The sequence below is a fragment of the Vibrio gangliei genome (assembly GCF_026001925.1).
In the GTDB taxonomy this organism is placed as follows: Bacteria; Pseudomonadota; Gammaproteobacteria; order Enterobacterales; family Vibrionaceae; genus Vibrio; species Vibrio gangliei.
Window position 1 is genome coordinate 264,025 of record NZ_AP021870.1, and the last position, 19,460, is coordinate 283,484.

Here is a 19,460-nt window from a genome sequence, read left to right on the forward strand (position 1 = left end):
AACTTGTTTAAAAAGCATTTAGTCTAACTCAGACTAAACACGCTTAGTTCTTCCTTTAAGCAGCGGGATGTCGGCTGCTTTTTTTGTTCTTTTTCTAATGAGGAAGAAATCAGGCAAGATGAAAATTTTAAATAATTGAATGAATTCTTGAGTTTTTTTTGAAAAGTTAGCTAGTCTTAGAACAGTGAGATTAGTTTGTTTTCAATAAAAAGGAGAATGCCGATGTCAATAATTACATTCCTAATTATCGGTGCAATAGCAGGTTGGTTAGCTGGGCAAATCATGAAAGGCTCTGGTTTTGGCGTTGTAGGTAACATAGTCATTGGTATTGTGGGTTCAATTATTGGTGGCTTCGCTTTCAGTCTTCTAGGGCTTTCTTCTGGAGGATTCATTGGCTCAATTGTTACTGCTACCGTTGGTGCTGTGATCTTGTTGTATCTATCTCGTTTAATTAAGTCTTAATTCTGCAAAATTTCTGACTATCAGAAACAACAAAAGCGCCGTCATTATCATTAATGGTGGCGCTTTTTGCTTCTTTTTTATGCGAGTTTATTTGCTATGTTTTAACCTTAGCATTAATGGATATTGTTTATTTTTCGATGACAATATCCCCTTGTTTATTTCTGTGTAAACTCGCTTTGTGGTTTTTAATTAACGTTGCTGCACAAGCAGGTTCGACCGCATGTAATTGGCCTTTGGCGCGTAATGAAGGAGTGCTCCATGTACTGTCTTTGTACATACCCGTTTCTTCATATTGAATAAGAACTTTCATACTCTACCTCCAAATTGTAACTAAATGTAAGTTCCATTTAACAATACTGCTAACAATTCATTAACGCACGCATTAAAAATGAAAATTAAGTTTATGAATTTGTCATTACAAAAAGAAAGGTTATGTGTGTTACGCGTGTGGAAATGTGTGAGTGAGTAATAAAGTCTAATGCTAATTATTAAAGAACAATACTGAGCATTAAAGTGGAGTATTAAAATGGCTGCTATCGCAGTCGATATGCTGCCATTTCTAAATCGAAAGTGCCCCAAGACGAGTTTGCCCAACAAAGATATGAACTTACTCGTCAGAAATTTGCATGATTTTTCTAATTAATTTGCCTAGTAATATGTCGATATATGGATCGTATGTGGTAGATAGTTATTGGTCTTCTGGTTCAAACCAAGTAGTTCGAAAATCAAACCAACCTAAGTTATTAAGGTGGATACCCTGAGCGTTAGCTGGGCCTTTAAGACGCATCCAATGGTGAAATAGTGGCTGTAGCCAACCAGAATGAACTACTTGCCAAATAAGATGTTCCGAATTTATTTCTCCACAGCGCCATTGATTATGCCAGTACCGCAATAGGTTGTTATCTCGGCCACCAATTGATCTGCGCATCAGCGGCGAGCCTAGTAACCAGGCACCAACATGCCAGGTTTCTGGTACTGGAAAATTGATGGTACCCAACCAGATATCAATATTATCTGCCGTACCTTGCGCCCACTGCTCATAAGGTAACTCGATTATCTCGAGATTAATATTGTTACTCTTAAGTAGGGAGGCCATCGCATTGGCGAGAGCTGGAAACTCAGGATGGTGATCATGATAGGCTAAGCGAATCACAGCATCTGATACTGTGCTATTAAAAGGAGAAGCTGAATGAGTCGGTGCAATCCTGTGGCACCAATTGGGAAGTAAACTGGTTGCCGGCACCCATAAATAGCGAATAGCAGGATTCAGCTCTTGTGATATGGAATAAGGATTAAGAATTTGTTGCAACCAAGCTCGGCTTTCTGGATTTTGCCACTTATCCGAGTGACTATCGCAGAGTAGGAAATATCCACCTTGTTCTAAAAACATTTCCTCGAAAAGGTCAGAAGGCCCACCAGTCAGATCAGACGCAACTCCTGTGATATATTCTTTGTCACTCAAACTTGAACTCAACCAGGTTGCATTCGCTTTGTTTGATAATGATAGCTGTGTCTCTTCGACTGATCCATCTGATTGATGGGTTAGATTCGGCCACATCAGGATATCGACCTGATCAAGTAGAGCTCTTAATCCAAAATAACTATCAAATGCTTTAAGACATAAACGGCGTTCGTCATTTTGTATCACTTGGTAGGGGCCTGTACCAACTGGTGAGCGGGCAAAATGCTCTATTTCATCATGATCAGCAGGTAGTATGAGTGCTGAGGCTGTTGCTAATAGTTGCGGAAAGTTATCATCCTCTGCGCTGAGTTCAAATTCTACACAATGTGGTCCGACAATTTTTATCTGCTCAATATGTGAAAAAAGGTCAAGCTTACGAGCACGATTAAGAGAGGTAACAATATCGTCGCAAGTTAACAGACGACCATCGTGAAATTGAACCGCAGGCCTTATATAGAATCGCCAGATAGACGGGTTAATTTGTCGCCAATGATGAGCTAAATCGCCTTCTACTTCACCTATTTCCTCTTTTACTCTAGTTAATCCACTGAAGATCTGACGAATAAGGTGACGCTCTGAACGGCGCAAAGGTGTCCCTGGGTACAAATTGTACATAGTTCGATAGTAGGGAACACGCAGAACCTGGTTGTCTGGGTTAATGCTAAAGCCTAATTTCGACCGCAATAATGGTGCAACTAAGTGTTTGTCTGAGCCGAGAAGATCAATTGCTTCATTGAAGCGACCTTTATCAATTAAGGTTTCAGCTTTTTTACTAAGTAACTGGTTTTTATTACTTAGTAGCGTTAGTGTCGAGCGTTTTCCACGCCCAAACTCTCCTTGCCAATCAATCCAGCCGGACTCTTGCATTTTGATCAAAAGATTTCGCATATGCCGCTTGGTACAGAAAAGGTAGTCCGAAAGCTCTTGTAACGTTACCGACACCCTTGTTTCACCAAAGTGGTTAAGCAGTTTGAGATATTGTTGTTCGAGTCTATTGCTAGTCATAAAAGAGGAACTTAAAAAATTTAAATGCATCAATTTTTAATTACCTCAATTTAGACCATTCTATCTCCATCAACAAGGTGTATCTCACCGTGAGCAAAAGAGAATGTCGAGATTTCGATACATTTTCGCCGTGGTTTACCTATTCGTGAATAAAGAAATGGAGAGTTTTGATGAACACAAAAATTAACAAAGATACAACGATTTGTATGTCTTTAGCTGCAAGACCTACCAACTTTGGTACACGCTTTCATAACTACCTCTACGATGCATTGGATCTGAACTATCTCTATAAGGCATTTACCAGTAAAGATCTGGCTGGCGTGATAGCCGGGGTGAGAGCCCTTAGTTTTCGGGGTTGCGCTATTTCGATGCCATTTAAAGAGCAAGTCATCGCATTAGTGGATGAGCTCGATCCTTCTGCGGCAGCGATTAATTCCGTCAACACCATCGTTAATACTGACGGCCATCTCAAGGCGTATAACACCGACTACATTGCTATTTCTACGTTACTGACTCAATACTCGATCCCAACTGATTTTTCATTTGCTTTAAAAGGCAGTGGAGGAATGGCGAAGGCGGTGGCGTGTGCACTAAGAGACCTGGGATTCACCAATGGCGTGATCGTGGCTATTGATGAGACGAGCGGTAAGGCGTTAGCCGATTTGTGTGGTTTCAAATGGCAAGCTGATATGAGAGGCATCGAAGCTGATTTGCTGATTAATGCAACGCCACTCGGCATGAGTGGTGGCCCAGAAGAGGGAAGCCTTTGCTTTTCTGAGCAAGAAATTGAACATGCGCAAGTGCTGTTTGATGTTGTTGCCATCCCGGTTGTTACACCAGCGGTTGAGTTTGCAAAATCCATAAATAAAACCGTGATCACCGGTAGTGAAGTTTTTGCTATTCAAGCCGTTGAGCAGTTTCACTTATATACCGGAATTAAACCGAGTCAGGAGCTTTTTGAGCAAGCAGCAGCTTATTCAAGAAGTGAATGTTAAATCGAATAAAAAATAAATAAGGTACCCTACATGACATATAAAATTGTTGCTATTACTGCCTGTCCTACGGGCGTAGCGCATACATTTATGGCGGCTGAAGCGTTAGAACTATCCGCCCAAAATAGTGGTTATGAACTTAAAGTGGAAACGCGTGGATCGGTTGGCTCAAAAAATACACTTACGCAGGTCGATATTGATCAAGCAGATGTGGTTATCGTTGCTGCTGATATTGAACTCGATCTAGCCCGTTTTTCCGGTAAAAAATTATATAAAACCAGTACTGGGAATGCGTTAAAAAAGGCAAACGAGGTTATTGCATTAGCATTAGAGAACGGGAAAATCTACCAAACGACTAAGGCGACTGACGAGTTAACTAAAATAGAGTTAGGCGGTGTATATAAGCACTTAATGACCGGTGTGTCACACATGCTTCCACTCGTAGTTGCCGGAGGCTTATGTATTGCACTCTCTTTTGTTTTTGGTATTGAGGCATTTAAAGAGGAAGGAACATTAGCCGCAGCATTAATGCAGATTGGCGGAAAATCTGCTTTTGCTCTAATGGTTCCTGTATTAGCCGGGTTTATCGCATTTTCTATTGCTGACCGTCCGGGGCTAGCTCCAGGCTTAATCGGAGGGTTCATTGCGGCTAGCAGTGGTGCGGGTTTCATTGGCGGAATTATTGCTGGTTTTATTGCGGGTTATTCAGCAAGATTTGTTGTCCAAAAAGTAGTACTGCCACAAAGTATGGAAGCGTTGAAACCCATTTTAATTGTTCCTCTTATTTCAAGCTTATTTACTGGTCTCGTGTTGATCTATCTGGTAGCAGGACCTGTAGCGCAAACCATGACGATGCTGACCGATTTCTTATCAAGCATGACGTCGGCTAACGCAGTTTTACTAGGGTTAATTCTTGGTGCAATGCAATGTTTCGACCTTGGTGGTCCGGTAAACAAAGCGGCTTATACATTTGGTGTCGGATTACTTGCGTCACAATCATACTTACCAATGGCGGCGATCATGGCTGCAGGGATGGTACCTGCTCTTGGTATGGGACTCGCGACTTATTTATCTAAGAACAAATTTACTAAAACGGAACAAGAAGCGGGAAAAGCCTCATTTTTACTTGGATTGTGTTTTATCTCTGAAGGTGCCATACCGTTTGCTGCGAAAGATCCAATGCGAGTAATCCCTTCTACTATGGTCGGTGGTGCTTTAGCTGGTGCTCTATCTATGTTCTTTGGTTGTTCCTTGATGGCACCACATGGAGGTCTGTTTGTTCTGGCGATTCCAAATGCCGTTGGCAATGTTGGCTTATACATTTTGTCAATTATTGCAGGAACGATTGTAACCGGTGTTATGTATGCATTCTTAAAACAAGGACAATATAGTCATTCAAAAGAGAATATTGATTAAAAAGGTTCTAATGACAAAGCAATCGTCAATAGCACTGGCAAAGTTACGATGCATAAAAAGTTACCAAACAGCACCATTGAAGCGACCTTAGCAGGCTCAAGGTCAAACCTCTCAGCAAGCAGGTAATTCAAGACTGCTAGAGGCAACATCGAAAAGAGTAACATCTTACTACCTGTTTTCCAGTGCTGTCTGTAAACGCTCTAAAGCGAAGACAGGACTAGATACTTTAATGCTCAGTTGTTGTTTGATTCGGATTTGTTAGTAGCGATTAGTATGAATCTTTATTCCACTCCTACAAAAAGGAGCATTTTATAGGGGGAGTAGAGCTCTACCATTGGCTTTTCTGCCGTAGGTAGAGCTATCAGTTTTATAAACGATAAGTTTATTGGGTTATCAGTTGATTGGAATGCCTTCTCCTCTAACGGATTGTCTCGGAAGAATTAGAACAGCTGGAGTCCAAGCTGGAAGGGTTAATTCGGTTCCTTCAATTGTAACTCCTTGGGCTAAATCGGATTGATACACCGGACTTAATTTAAGCCGTTCTACTGGTAAAGGAAAGTTGATCGTATTTGGTGAGGCATTAATGGCAACGACTAGACCATCAATATTGTTAGTGGAAACATCATCAACGTGAGTGCCGTTATCAATACTCATGATGATCAATCCAGGGATTTGATCGCTGCCGGTATTGTGGAATTTTACTCGGTTAATGACTTCTTCACCTTTTCCTAAACGCAGTAATGAGTAGGTGTGGCGTAACTTAGCCAGATCTTTGTAATACGACACCATGGTTTCCATTTCAAGATGAGATGGCGTTGCGTTTAGGCTGTGCGTTTCAATCACTTTGCTAATGATGGCGTAGTTGTCACCATCTTTATCTTTACGTGGCAGCCCTTTATTCCAGTTGTTGTCTTGAAGTGTAAAGTCCACTTTATTAAACCAATCACCAGAATCATAAGAATCACGTTGCATGGATTTGGATCTCAGTAGCTCAGAACCCATATGAGTAAATGGCACACCTTGACCTAGCATCGCCGTCGCAAGTGAGACAGCCTGCATGCGGACTCTTTCTTCGAGCAAACTAGCATAAGGCACTTTATATTGGTTGTTATCCCATAACGTTTGGTTATCGTGTTTGGACACATAGTTTTGTATTTCTGTTGGGTCTTGGGCGTAACCGGCTGCTTGACCATTGTAGTCGAGTTCGGAGCCTTTAATCAGTACGTCCGTCGAATCGATAAATGAAAAGTCTTTCAAGTTTCCTGCCATACCAAGGCGAACAAGGTCGGATACATGTAAGGCATCGGTCAAGGTTTGCTCGCTTAGGTCATTTGGCTCAACATAGATACCATTACCAAACCCTTGTGTGGCTCTGATCCCTTCTTGGCTGTCAAATGGACTGCCGCCACGCACGGCATCTCTTAAACGGTCAGAAAAACTACCAATACCAGTTCCGGCGAGGTTAGCTTGAGAAGCCTGAGTGAATAATGCATCGTCAGCCACTTCACCAAAATTCCAGCCTTCACCATAGAAATAGATATTAGGATCAACCTGTTGCACCGCGGCTAAGGCATCTTGGATCTGTTTTAGTGGATGATGGGCCATAAGGTCAAAACGGAATGCATCGATTTTGTAATCTCGTGCCCACACAACTAAAGAGTCACGGATAAGTTTGCCCATCATTTCATGCTCTGGCGCAGTATTTGAACAACAAGTTGAGTTCTCGACACTGCCCGTAATGGGGTTTAAACGGTTGTAATACCAAGGTACGATTTTATCTAATACCGAAGTATCACTCGTTGGGCCAGCTGCATTGGTGTGGTTATACACGACGTCCATTACTACATTCATACCGATATTATTTTTGATTGCTTGAACCATTTCTCGGGTTTCAAGAATACGTTCCGTGCCTTCTGGGTTTGTTGAGTAAGAACCTTCTGGTGTTGTGTAATGAAACGGGTCATAGCCCCAGTTAAAGCTATCCACATCGGCTATGAATCGATTAAGTTCCTGAACTTTAGGATTATCAGCACTATCGGATCCTAATAACTCTTCTAATACCTCTTGAATGCTCATGGCCGATTGGCAATAACTCGCAAAGTCACTGTTTTTCACGCTTGCATTAACTTGGCATAGTTTGCTAAACGGTTGATCCAGATTAGCCACGTTATCATTCGATTCTGCAATGGTCGCAATATCAAAAATAGGCAATAAATGTAAGTGAGTGACACCACTTTCACTCAGTGAATGTAAATGTTTCACTGGAGTGCTATCGGCTTGAGTAAAGGCGAGATATTTTCCTCGGTATTCGCTTGGAGTTGAATTGTCCAGTGCGCTGAAGTCTCTCACATGGGATTCATAAATAATGAAATCTGCAGGATTATCTTGCTTCACTGGTCGCTGTAATGTATCCCAACCTTGAGGTTTTAAGCTCGGATCGGTTAAATCAACAACTTGGCTGTAAGCTGAATTGGTCGATAAGCTTAAAGAGTAGGGATCGGTGACTTGATATTGTTCGACTTGGTTAGAAGCGGGATGAAAAACAGTGGTATCGTAGCGATAATAGGAGCCAGATTGAGCTTTATCCGTTGTCAATGACCAGACACCAGTCGCTGAATCATAGTCCATTTGTAAACGGCCGCGTTCTTTCTTAGCTTCATCGAAAAGAACCAAGACGACATTCTGTGCAGAGGGAGCCCAAACTTGAAATTGAGTTCGCCCGTCAGCTTCGAGCACTGACCCCAATTCAGTATCTTGGGCGTTGTCGGCAAATAAGGCATCTAAGCTATTGGCCGTTTGAACCTTGGTGCCACCAAGTACATTACCTTCGTCGTCCACTGCGATAGCAACTAATTGTGCCTTAATAACATTACGACTATTAATGGTGTTATCGAAAGTAAAGGTTAAGCTATCATCTTTAAGTTGTGGGTATTGGCTTTGTTGCTCTGCCGATAAACTTGATGAAGACAAAACAATATACGGCTGAGTATATTCATAGTTGTCATTTAATTGTATTTTTCCATCAAGTGAAACGTAGAGTCGATATTCAGCCACATTACTCGGTGCGTTTTTCCATACTAATTGATTTGATGTTATTAAGTGAGCTTGAGCATTAGAAATCCCCGATAATTCAATAAAAGCTTGTTCTCTATTTTTATATGCCGTCGTGCTACCAGCGACTAAAGCAATATTATAATTGTTGCTACTTAAGTTCGGCGAGGCGTCACTGCCTAGCGTGTTTGATAAATCCTGATCTCGAATAATGATATTAATGCAATCGGTATTCCCATCTTTAAGAGGAATATCCCAATAAGGTCCGTATTGATCGATGCCGGTTGGGGAGTTAGACGTATCCTCCCAGCCTTTCAACCAACTTTCGTCACTTCTATCGCAACTGTCGTTATTCCACGTATATAAGCTGTATTGACTGTAATCCGTATCGCCCGGTTTAGTAACGTAGTAGATAATGGCGTGATTAGCCTCAGGCGTAACAGGATCTGTAACCGGTTCACTGGCGGCTAATTTTGCTGTTGGGCCGGAAGTTTCCGGTAATACGATATCGAAATTGGGAGGATTGGTAGTATCAAAGTAGGTTTCCGATATGGCGCCATTATCGTTGTCGTCTGTCTCATCTTTGGTGTCGTCACATGCTGATAATAGGGCTATCGTGCAAGCAGATAATAAGTAGGTTTTTAATGTCCTTATATGTTTGTTATTTTTCCTCATGTCTCATCCTTAATTCTTATTATGATAAAAAGTGAATATTAGAGGACGGACAATAGAGCGAATCTCATTACGCATACCGTGATGATTTTCATTATTTGTCATTTGATGGAACTGGGTGTTTTTATATTTCTGGCATGGTCACATTATGCGCAAATAGAGTGTTTGGTTTCATGTACAGAGTGAAAGTTGTTTAAATTGGCAAGAATGAAAGCTGAAAAATATTCTCTATAAGAGTGCATTATTTCAGCTTTGAATTTGATATTTCTATCTTTAAAAAATGGCTATTTACGCGTTCTTAACTTCAGCCAATATTTCAAGTGCACGGTTGCGTTTTTCTGGGTCGTACAAATCATTGGTGAAAATAAATTCATCAATGCCCAGTTGTTTCACCATCATTTCTAAACGATGTTTGATAGTTGAAGGGCCGCCAGTGATGGATAGCGCTAGGAAATTATCGACATAGGCTTCTTCTTGCTCATTCAATAATCCGTCCATACTGTCGACGGGTGGTTTTAGCCACAGTTCTTTACCGCGAATGAGCGAAAGCACACGCTGTTTTGTCGTAGTCGATAAATATTGGGCTTCTTCATCGGTTTCCGCGGCAACTAAAGGTAAACCGAGCATAACGTAAGGCTTATCCAGAACATCAGAAGGTTGGAATTCATTGCGGTAAATCTCAATTGCATCGTGCATAAATCGAGGAGCAAAGTGACCAGCAAAAGCATAAGGTAAGCCTTTTTCTGCCGCAAGTCGTGCACTGAAAAGGCTCGAACCTAATAGCCAAATCGGCACATTGGTATTTTCACCTGGCATGGCTCGAACCTGGCTAAATCCGTTGTATGGGCCAAGCAGGGTTTGCAGTTCTTCTACTTCGATTGGAAACTCATCGGCGCGTTTCTCATCTCTATTGAGTGCGCGGCTGGTAATTTGATCGCTTCCAGGAGCACGTCCTAGACCTAAATCTATTCTTCCAGGATACAAACTTTCTAATGTGCCAAATTGTTCCGCTACTACCAGTGGTGGGTGATTCGGCAGCATGATCCCGCCAGAACCGACACGAATTTTTTCTGTGCCGCCGGCAATATAGCCAATAAGTACTGATGTGGCTGCACAAACGATGCCAGGCATATTGTGATGCTCTGCTAGCCAAAAGCGGTGATAACCGAGTTTTTCTGCGTGCTGCGCGTATTTAAGGCTATTGTTTAGAGTTTGTTTGACGGTGAAGTCTTGTCTCATAGGAGCAAGTTCGAGAAGAGAGAAGGGAATATCAGACAAAATAGACATGGGTTTTCCTTAGTCATGAGAAGAGAAGACAGCAAATTCAGACAAATGGTTTTTAGTGTTTGTCTTGTGAGAAAGTGTTAAATCTAATTTTATAAGTTGTGGCGTAATTGTAATGATTCAAGGGCGAAACTTATAAACGAACCACATAGCTTAAAAATTAATGATTTACTTGATAAATATCACTTTCGGAACCTATCCTTAAGTGGTAGATTTGCCGCCGCTGCGAATCTAACCTGTGAGCATATATAGGATAATAATTATGAAAAAACGCTACGTTGCCATTATCGTTTTAATCGGTGTGGTAATTGGCTGGATCACTTTTGGGGGAACCCAAGCTGTGCTTCATGCCACTTCGACCACTGAATTTTGTGTTTCTTGCCACACTATGGAAAAACCTTTTCACGAGTACCAAGGTTCAGTGCACTTTAGTAACAGCAAAGGCGTAAGAGCCGAGTGTGCCGATTGCCACATTCCAACCCATAACACCGTCGATTATCTGTGGACCAAGATCCGTGCATCAAAAGATCTCTACCATGAGTTCGTAACCGGTAAAATTGATACTGATGAAAAGTACGAAGAACATCGCTTAGAAATGGCGCAAACCGTGTGGGATCAGCTTAAAGCGAATGATTCTGCAACCTGCCGTTCATGCCACAGTTTTGATGCGATGGAGCTTTACGACCAACCTAAAGGCGCTCGTGAAATGCATATCGCAGCGCAAAAAGATGGCCAAACTTGTATCGATTGTCATAAAGGCGTCGCTCACATGGCTCCACAGATGAAGTTAGATACGTCTGAATTCGACCATTTAGTTGATATCGCGAAGAAAACACCGGCGGATACCAAAGAAGTGTATGCACTTAACCCTATTCAAATGGGGGATCTTGCAACCATTAATCCGACCACTGCATTAACTGTAGAGAAAGCCGATGGCGAGAAACGTTCTGTAACGGTATCGGGTTACCAAATGAAAGGTGCTGAGCAGATCCTTTATTTTGATAATGGTAAACGTGCCATCCTTGCTAGCTTGACTGAGAATGGTCAGAAAGCGCTGAAAGTAGGTGAGTACGAAACAGACCATTATGGAAACGAGTGGCGTAGCGCAACCTTAACCGGTGAGATTGATAGCCCTGTATTGTCATCTCGTGAGCCAATGTGGAAATACGCGAAAGATTTAGACAATGTATATTGTTCAACCTGTCACGCTAAGATTCCAGCTGATCATTTTACAATGAACGCATGGCCATCGGTTGTGAAAACCATGGGTTCTCGTACTGATATCTCAGATGCGAACTTAGAAATTTTGACTAAATTCTTCCAATATCACGCCAAAGATATGAAAGGACAGGAGTAAGAATTATGAGCAATATGAATATCTCCCGTCGCGGGTTTTTAAAAGGTGCGGGCGCTTCTGCCGGTGCGTTAGCGATCAGCAGTGTTGTGCATCTTCCTGCTTCTGCCAATACCAAAATTGCTGAGCGTGGTTATGTGGTCACGGCTGGCCGTATGGGCATTCTAAAAGCGAGAGTTGAAGACGGAAAATTAGTTGAAACAACGAATGCATTACCACAAACCGTCGTGAACCATTTACAACAAACTGGCCCGTCTCAGGTTTATACCAAAGCGCGTGTTAATTACCCAATGGTACGTAAAGGTTTCCTTGAAAACCCTGACAATCCGGCTGGTGTGCGCGGCAAAGATGATTATGTGCGTGTTTCTTGGGATACAGCACTAAAACTTGCCCATGATAAGCACATGCAAATTCGTAATACTTACGGCCCAGAAGCGATTTATGCGGGGTCTTACGGCTGGCGTTCAAGTGGTGTTTTACACGATGCGCGTACTTTGTTACAGCGTTATATGGCATTAGCTGGTGGCTATGTTGGTTACTTAGGTGACTACTCAACTGGTGCCGCACAGGTGATCATGCCTTATGTCGTGGGTTCAATTGAAGTGTATGAGCAACAAACGACTTACCCAGTGGTCATGGAAAACTCTGAAGTGATTGTGCTTTGGGGCTTGAACCCAATCAACACGTTGGAAATTGCTTGGACGGCAGCGGATGGCCAAGGTTTAGAATTCTTCCACCAGTTGAAAAAATCTGGCAAAACCATCATTGCTATCGATCCAATTCGTTCTGAAACCATTGATTTCTTTGGTGAAAAAGCACAATGGGTCGCGCCAAACCCAATGACCGATGTGGCGCTTGCTATGGGTATCGCGCATACCTTAGTTAAGAATAAGCAGCACGATGAGAAGTTCTTAAATAAATATACGCAAGGTTTTGATCAATTTAACCAGTACCTACAAGGTGAAACTGACGGTATTGCTAAAGACTCTGCTTGGGCTGAAAAAATCACAGGTGTTCCTGCCAAACAAATCGAAGTATTAGCGGATATTTTCTCGAAAAACCGCACTATGTTGATGGCTGGCTGGGGCATGCAGCGTCAACAATTTGGTGAACAACGTCACTGGATGATCACAACGCTGGCTGCCATGTTAGGCCAAATCGGTTTACCAGGCGGTGGTTTTGGTTTCTCTTACCATTACTCAAATGGTGGTAACCCAGCCCGTGATGCTGGTGTACTTCCTGCGATGACGGCAACCATTGATGAAAACTTCACAGCGGGCATTAATGTCGGTGGTGTGGTGAATGCTTTCCCCGTCGCACGTATTGTTGAAGCGATGGAAAATCCAGGTAAAGAATACCAACACAATGGTCAAACTCGTACATTCCCGCATGTTCGTATGCTATGGACCTCAGGTGGGGCGAACTTTACTCAACACCAAGATACTAACCGTTTGGTTAAAGCGTGGAACAAGCTAGATTTTGTTGTTATCAATGAAATTTACTGGACGGCTGCTGCAAAACACGCCGATATCGTTTTCCCAATCACTACAAGCTTCGAACGCAATGACATGACCATGGTGGGTGACTACAGTAATCAGTTCATCACACCAATGAAGCAAGTGGTTGAGCCTCAAGGGGAATCGAAGAGTGACTTTGAAGTGTTTGCTTCGTTGTCTGAGCATTTATTCAAAGGTGGTCGTCGCGTTTATACCGAAGGCCGTGAAGAGATGGAGTGGCTGCGTGATTTCTATAAGAAGGCGCAAAAAGGTGGCCGTAATGCTCGCGTTCCTATGCCTAACTTCACTCAATTTTGGGAAGCAAATGAATACCTAGAAATGAAGTGGAATGAAGAGGCTGCGAAGTTTGTCCGTTTTGCTGAATTCCGTAAAGATCCAGTCATGAACCCGCTTGGTACGCCAAGTGGTAAGATTGAAATCTACTCTAAGACATTGGAAAGCTATGGTCTTAAAGACTGTCCTCCACACCCAACTTGGTTAGAACCGACTGAATACACTGGCTCTGCCAAAGAAGGCGAATTGCAGCTTATGACGGCACACTCAGCGTACCGTCTACATAGCCAGTTCAACTACGCGGATGTTCGTAAAGAATACGCGATTGCAGGTAAAGAGCCGATCCTTATCAACAAAGACGATGCTGAAAAACGTGGCATCAAAACTGGTGATGTGGTTCGCGTATTTAACCAACGTGGTCAAGTGCTTGCGGGGGCGAATGTGACGGATGGGATTAAACAAGGTTCTGTATGTATCCACGAAGGCGCATGGCCTGATTTTGACCCTGAAATCGGTATCTGCCGTAACGGTGGTCCAAACGTTCTGACTTTAGATATCCCAACCTCTCGCCTAGCCAATGGTTGTGCGGCTAACTCTGCGTTAGTTAAAGTGGAAAAATGGGTAGGTGATACGCTTGAAACCAAAGCGTTTGAGCCACCTAAAGTAACAGAAGCTTAATCTGCGTTAATCAATTCAGATAAATAAAAATCCGAGCCATTCTTCTTGAAGTGGCTCGGATTTTTTATTGCTGAATCAGAATTTATTGATTAAGGCTGTGGATTCCAACCCGCGCCACCATTGTAATTTGAGAAAATGGCTTCACGTGTCAAATAAGGCTGAGCCTCTTCTTGATTTAGAATATAAACCCCTTGGCGATTCTCAAGTGCCATAGGTTCACCATCAATGTTCATGGTATTGAACTCGCGCCATCCGGTGGTTGCGGTTGGTTCACTTGGATTCGGTTTTGGTTGACCATTAATGCCTTCAACAGCCCAGCCAATATCGGCAATATGGCTATCCACTTTACTGTTAATCAAAATGATGTTGTCAAAGTAATTACTGTAGCCAGCGCTACGGGCAAAGTAGGTAGATGCATCACTGATGGTATTTCCAACAGGACCAATCCCATGAGTAAAGGTTGAGTTTAAGAACACAAATCCGAGATCATTAGCGCTGACGGTACGAGCTTGAAGAACGTAACCACCACTGGTTTCTAGGCCAGTTCCATCTTTAGAATCTCCAATGGTTCTAATTTCCGATTCTTCAAATAGCGCGGTATTGTTGTTACCCCAGATAAAATCGACATTTCCTGCAATCAGACTGTGATAAAACCAGCTATAACCTTTCAGCTGTAAGGTATCTTGTTCACTTTCGAAATGAATGTTTTTGGCTATCAAACGCTGCTTGTCATTGGCATTGAAATAGATTGCTTCTGCCTGATTTGAGGCTGAATTGGAGCGGACATGTGAATTTCTCAGCGTTAAATTTTCTAGCGTTAACATATCTGAGGACTCCACCAAAAAGACACTTCGTCCACCTTCAACTGCTCCTGGTGCAGAGCCTTTGCCAGATCCCGAGTTTAAGGTTTCATAGTTATCATATTCGATAATGGTGTCTTCAGGAGAGACACCGCTAATAGTGACATTATGTTTATTGGCTAGATACAGAAGTTCTCGGTATGTGCCTGCGGCTAAATTAATGTTCACCGGTGTATCTGCTGCGCTATTTTTCATAATGAAATTGAAAGCAGCTTGAAGCGTTGAGAAGTCATTGCTGGCGTCTTTACCTACAGTGATTTGATCGCCAGAAGGTAAAGTTGATTTCGTCATAAATGACCACTGGCTAGATTTGCCTAGTCCAACGAACGCTTTTCCATCCAAGGTTGCACCTGTCACGAGACCATCACCAACCACTACGTAATAGTTTTCTCCGTAATCCAATACATCGCTGTGTGGTTGAATTCGTAGTGTATTGCCATCTAAGTAAATAGGGTGTTGATTCACGGTACGAACTTTATCTTGAGTCTTATAGCCTAATTGATTGATGTCGCCAGTTAGTAGCAAGGTATCCACCAATTGATCATCACTGCTGCGGTAAATACGCACTTCACCTTTTTCGCCTAATGCTGGGGTGTTATCAAAAGTGAGTAATAGCTCAGGATCAATGGCTTGCTCAACACTGTTGATGGCTGGGAAGGTTTTGCCAGTTAAGTTGTAGCTTTCGCTTGGCATGACAAAAGGCGCTTCAACATTGACTTGAATGGTTTTGGCGAGCGTTGGATCTGAACCTGATTGGAAGGTGACACTGGCTTCACCAACGGCAAGTGGAATAAGGCTGACCATATTGCCCGAGGTATCCACTTGAACAATGCTAGTGTCGCTTGAGGTCACAGTGAAGGTATCGGCAGTCACACCATCACTCTGCATGGCGGTGACATTAATATCCAACGATTCACCACCAGCTATTGCTGAATCCCAAGTTGGCTGTTTGTAATCGAGAACCAGTAATACCGGTTTTAATTCTGGATTACCAATCTTGATGTAATCGATTTCAAATGAGCGATTGTTAGTAAAAATACCGAACGGGCCTGATTGTGAAAAGTCTGTGTTAGTCGTTGGTAGTGACATCGTGCTGATCTTCTCACCATCTAAATACAAAGTGAGATCGTTACCTTCCATATCAAAGCGAACTTTGTACCAAGTGCCGTCATCAGTGCCATCTTTTGCTCCTAAGTAGATGGGCATTGAGGTTTGCGAAGGGCGTGAAATGGACGCCTGTTCACTGATCGCCATTTCTGCTTTGGTACTTGTTGGGGAGTTTTGAAGGTTTAATCCGCCTGCAATCCAACTGCCGGCTTCTTGATAGCGGCCAAAGAAATACAGTTGTTTATTGGCCGTGGTGCTGTTTTGTCTAGGTCGAATACGAGCTTCAATAAAGTAGTCATCATAGGGTAGGACTTTTTGAATCGACTTAGGTGAAGCTAATAGAATTTCGCCACCTTTTGAACCCGCGGTATAACGTAAATAACCCTCACCTTTGGGCACATCAAACACACCGTCTGGATCACCGCCATCCGTGGCTAATAATTGCCATTTAGTTAAATTATTTTGGTTGAAGTCATCACAAACGTATAGATCCGTCATGTCACGGCATACGGGTAGCATTTCTAATTTTTCGAAATAACATCCGGGTAAGGTAACAATGGCAGCGAGCGCTAAATATCTTTTCATTAATACATTCCGTCCATAGAGTGGTTATTATTTGGAATGTTATTTATAGAATTGATTTTTTATAAAATGAAAACGGCGTTTTGAAAAATTTGGCTGTAAGCGGTTTTTTGACTAAAATTTGTTCTAAGTTGATATGGATTTACATATAAATTTTAATTTACTCACAAAAAGCGCCAACCTGAGTCAGCGCTAATTGCTCGTGAGTTTCGTCTTTAGCTCCAGACTTCCTCTGCGATTTCAACTACATGCTTGAGCTTGTTCCATTGCTCTTGCTCAGAAAGTACATTGCCTTCTTCGGTAGAAGCAAAACCGCACTGTGGGCTTAGACGTAATTGGTCTAGTGGAAGATATTTTGCAGCGTCAGCGATGCGTTGCTTGATGAATTCTTTATCTTCAAGTCGTGGTGATTTTGACGTGATCACGCCGATAGCAACGAATAAATCTTTACGATTAACGTATTTCAACGGCTCAAAACCCCCAGATCGTTCATCATCAAATTCGAGAAATAAACCATCGACGTTTAGCTTGCCAAAAATGGTTTCGGCGGCAGCGTCATAACCGCCTGATCCAAAGTAGGTCGAACGGAAATTGCCACGGCAGATGTGCATGGTGATCAACAGGTCATCGGGTTTGTTTTTAATGGATTCATTAATTAGCTTAGTAAAAATCGTTAAAGTTTGCTCTGTTGTGTAGCCTAGCTTTTCAAGATCTTTTACACCATTTTCGGAGAAAAATAACGCCCAAGCTGTGTCATCAAGTTGTAGGTAACGACATCCCGCATTGTAAAAGGCTTGAATCGCATCTTGATACGCTTGAATAAGATCATTGAGGTAGGAATCTAAATTATCTTGATAGCAGGCGGCTTCATTTTTACCACGTAAGAACAACATGTTTGGGCTTGGAATGGTTTGTTTTGCTACATGCTTATCGTCTTTAATCAGAGATTTTAGAAATTTAAAGTCACTGAGGAAAGGGTGAGAATTGGAAAAGCTGATTTTATCAACCACTTTGACACTGTGCAGTTTTGGTTTAGTGCCCTTAAAGTTAAGTGGTACTTCTGGGGTAAAACCTTCAACGCCATTGAGACCTTCAAGAAAATCAAAATGCCACCAAGCACGAGAGTATTCGCCATCAGTGATCACTTTTAAGCCCGTTTCTTTTTGTTTTTCGACATGAAGACGAGTTTGATCGCGTTGAATATCGATGAGGTCTTGTTGAGAAAGTTCACCGTTTTGGTATTGCAGACGTGCTTTTTTCAGAGGTTCGCTGCGAAGTAAACTGCCAACTTGATCAGCATAAAAAGGTGTGGTGGTTGTGTTGATGATATAGCTTGATTTGTTGTCTTCCATGAATACTGCCTCGAATTGTGAAGATAAATAACCGTCTAGATGGCTAAATAATCTTCCCAATTAGTGACAAAAACAATAGTAATTACTTCATGCTGATTATGAATTAAATTCAAGTTGCTTTGTTTCTTTAACTTGTCTTGGCTTCTGAATCTGTTTTTGTTTCTTGAGCCTGTTTTTGCTTCTTGAAATAGTACAAGCCAATTAAAGCGGCAATTGCACTACTTAATGCGCCTAAGGCGAGTGACCAGCGCGGGCCATATTGGTCGGCAATCCAACCGACAATAGGTGCGCCAATTGGGGTACATCCCATAGCAATTGCCATACGGATTGCAATCACGCGGCCACGCATGCTGGGTTCAGTAGTCAGTTGAAGTAGGCTATTACTGGAAGTGTTAAAGGTTTGCACCGAGACACCAATTAATATCAAGGTTAAGCCGAATAGCCAATAAGTAGGGCTGATGGCTGAAATGGTGAATCCGACTGTCAGGACGACACAACCGAGCACCAATGAACGCATAGTGGGGCCTTCACCTTTGGCGGAGAATAATGCGCCAGCTACGGAGCCCACCGCCATTAACGTTGTGAGAAACCCAAAGTGTCCTACGCCCATATCAAATACTTTAACCGCCATGGTTGAGATGAAAATAGGGAAGTTAAGCGCAAAGGTTCCAATCATAAATAACATGAAGAAGATGGTGCGTAGATCTTCACGTTGCCATGAATATTTGAATCCTTTGAGCAGCGCTCCCGGTCCTTTGGCGCTGCGAGTGCTTGGATGTAATTGATGGAGCTTGAAATGAAACAGGGAAAAGATCACACCAATAAAAGATAAAGCATTGACGATAAATACCCAGCCAGTACCAATGCCTGCAATTAACAATGCCGCCAGAGAAGGGCCTATCATCCTTGCAGAATTAAATGAGGTTGAATTTAATGCAACCGCATTGGAGAGATCTTTATCACTCACTAATTCAGTCACAAAGGTTTGGCGAACAGGGGCATCAATTGCGGTGGTGCAGCCGAGAATAAAGGCAAAAATATACACATGCCACAGTTCAATATGGCCAGTTAACGTCAAAATGCCAAGCAACAAGGGTAAAAGCGCGAGTAAAGATTGAGTAACAATGAGAACTTTGCGTCGATCAAATTGGTCGGCAATATAGCCAGAAAAGGGCAGCAATAAAGCGTGAGGGCCAAATTGCAACGACATCACCACACCCACAGCGGTCGCGTTGTGTTGCGTCAATTCAGTCAAGACTAACCAATCTTGCGCGGTCCGTTGCATCCAAGTCCCGATATTTGAGACTAATGCGCCAATGGCCCATAAACGGTAGTTATAAAATTGCAGAGAGCGAAAAGTGGCTTTAATCGCAGAAGCCATATCAGACCTTAT

Annotated in this window: 11 protein-coding genes and 2 pseudogenes; 5 read left to right on the top strand and 8 right to left on the bottom strand. The window is 42.4% G+C overall.

The window, feature by feature from the left end:
* Positions 1-222 precede the first annotated feature (222 nt).
* Positions 223-462, top strand: coding sequence for a GlsB/YeaQ/YmgE family stress response membrane protein (locus tag Vgang_RS13180; RefSeq protein WP_105901314.1), 240 nt, complete (start codon positions 223-225; stop codon positions 460-462).
* 127 nt (positions 463-589) lie between these two features.
* On the opposite strand, the gene Vgang_RS13185 is transcribed toward Vgang_RS13180, so the two are convergent.
* Positions 590-772 (bottom strand): hypothetical protein, encoded by a 183-nt coding sequence (locus Vgang_RS13185; protein ID WP_105901315.1) that lies wholly within the window; start codon positions 770-772, stop codon positions 590-592.
* A gap of 378 nt (positions 773-1,150) precedes the next feature.
* Positions 1,151-2,929 carry an SgrR family transcriptional regulator gene (locus Vgang_RS13190; RefSeq protein ID WP_105901791.1) on the bottom strand — a complete coding sequence of 593 codons (1,779 nt, stop codon included), beginning with the start codon at positions 2,927-2,929 and terminating at the stop codon, positions 1,151-1,153.
* 170 nt (positions 2,930-3,099) lie between these two features.
* Here Vgang_RS13190 and Vgang_RS13195 point away from each other — a divergent pair, with 170 nt between their 5' ends.
* Positions 3,100-3,924 (top strand): shikimate 5-dehydrogenase, encoded by an 825-nt coding sequence (locus Vgang_RS13195; protein WP_105901316.1) that lies wholly within the window; start codon positions 3,100-3,102, stop codon positions 3,922-3,924.
* 39 nt (positions 3,925-3,963) lie between these two features.
* Positions 3,964-5,337, top strand: a pseudogene (locus Vgang_RS13200) (fructose-specific PTS transporter subunit EIIC); the annotation flags it as partial.
* Here the strand turns inward: Vgang_RS13200 and Vgang_RS13205 are convergent.
* From Vgang_RS13205 to Vgang_RS13215, 3 genes and pseudogenes are all read right to left on the bottom strand, one after another.
* Positions 5,334-5,501: pseudogene (locus Vgang_RS13205) on the bottom strand (AEC family transporter); the annotation flags it as partial. The pseudogenes Vgang_RS13200 and Vgang_RS13205 sit on opposite strands and share 4 nt — an antisense overlap.
* 229 nt (positions 5,502-5,730) lie before the next feature.
* Positions 5,731-9,063 carry a pullulanase-type alpha-1,6-glucosidase gene (gene pulA / locus Vgang_RS13210; RefSeq protein WP_105901318.1) on the bottom strand — a complete coding sequence of 1,111 codons (3,333 nt, stop codon included), beginning with the start codon at positions 9,061-9,063 and terminating at the stop codon, positions 5,731-5,733.
* Between the two features lie 285 nt (positions 9,064-9,348).
* On the bottom strand, positions 9,349-10,347 hold the full coding sequence (locus tag Vgang_RS13215; RefSeq protein ID WP_105901319.1) for an LLM class flavin-dependent oxidoreductase: 999 nt from the start codon (positions 10,345-10,347) through the stop codon (positions 9,349-9,351).
* A 259-nt stretch (positions 10,348-10,606) separates the two neighbouring features.
* Here Vgang_RS13215 and Vgang_RS13220 point away from each other — a divergent pair, with 259 nt between their 5' ends.
* Both Vgang_RS13220 and Vgang_RS13225 read left to right on the top strand, forming a co-directional pair.
* Positions 10,607-11,701, top strand: a complete 1,095-nt coding sequence (locus Vgang_RS13220; protein ID WP_105901320.1) for a NapC/NirT family cytochrome c — start codon at positions 10,607-10,609, stop codon at positions 11,699-11,701.
* A gap of 5 nt (positions 11,702-11,706) precedes the next feature.
* On the top strand, positions 11,707-14,166 hold the full coding sequence (locus Vgang_RS13225; protein WP_105901321.1) for a molybdopterin guanine dinucleotide-containing S/N-oxide reductase: 2,460 nt from the start codon (positions 11,707-11,709) through the stop codon (positions 14,164-14,166).
* Positions 14,167-14,255: 89 nt separating this feature from the next.
* Here the strand turns inward: Vgang_RS13225 and Vgang_RS13230 are convergent, their stop codons facing one another.
* The 3 genes from Vgang_RS13230 to Vgang_RS13240 form a co-directional block, all read right to left on the bottom strand.
* The gene (locus Vgang_RS13230; protein WP_105901322.1) at positions 14,256-16,718 is read right to left on the bottom strand and encodes a pectinesterase family protein; all 2,463 of its coding nucleotides are present in this window, start codon (positions 16,716-16,718) and stop codon (positions 14,256-14,258) included.
* Positions 16,719-16,930: 212 nt separating this feature from the next.
* Entirely contained in the window at positions 16,931-18,067 is a 1,137-nt protein-coding gene (locus Vgang_RS13235; RefSeq protein WP_105901323.1) for a 5-methyltetrahydropteroyltriglutamate--homocysteine S-methyltransferase, read from the bottom strand.
* A gap of 127 nt (positions 18,068-18,194) precedes the next feature.
* Positions 18,195-19,448: an MFS transporter gene (locus Vgang_RS13240; protein ID WP_211293963.1), complete on the bottom strand. Its 1,254-nt coding sequence runs from the start codon at positions 19,446-19,448 to the stop codon at positions 18,195-18,197.
* Positions 19,449-19,460 lie beyond the last annotated feature (12 nt).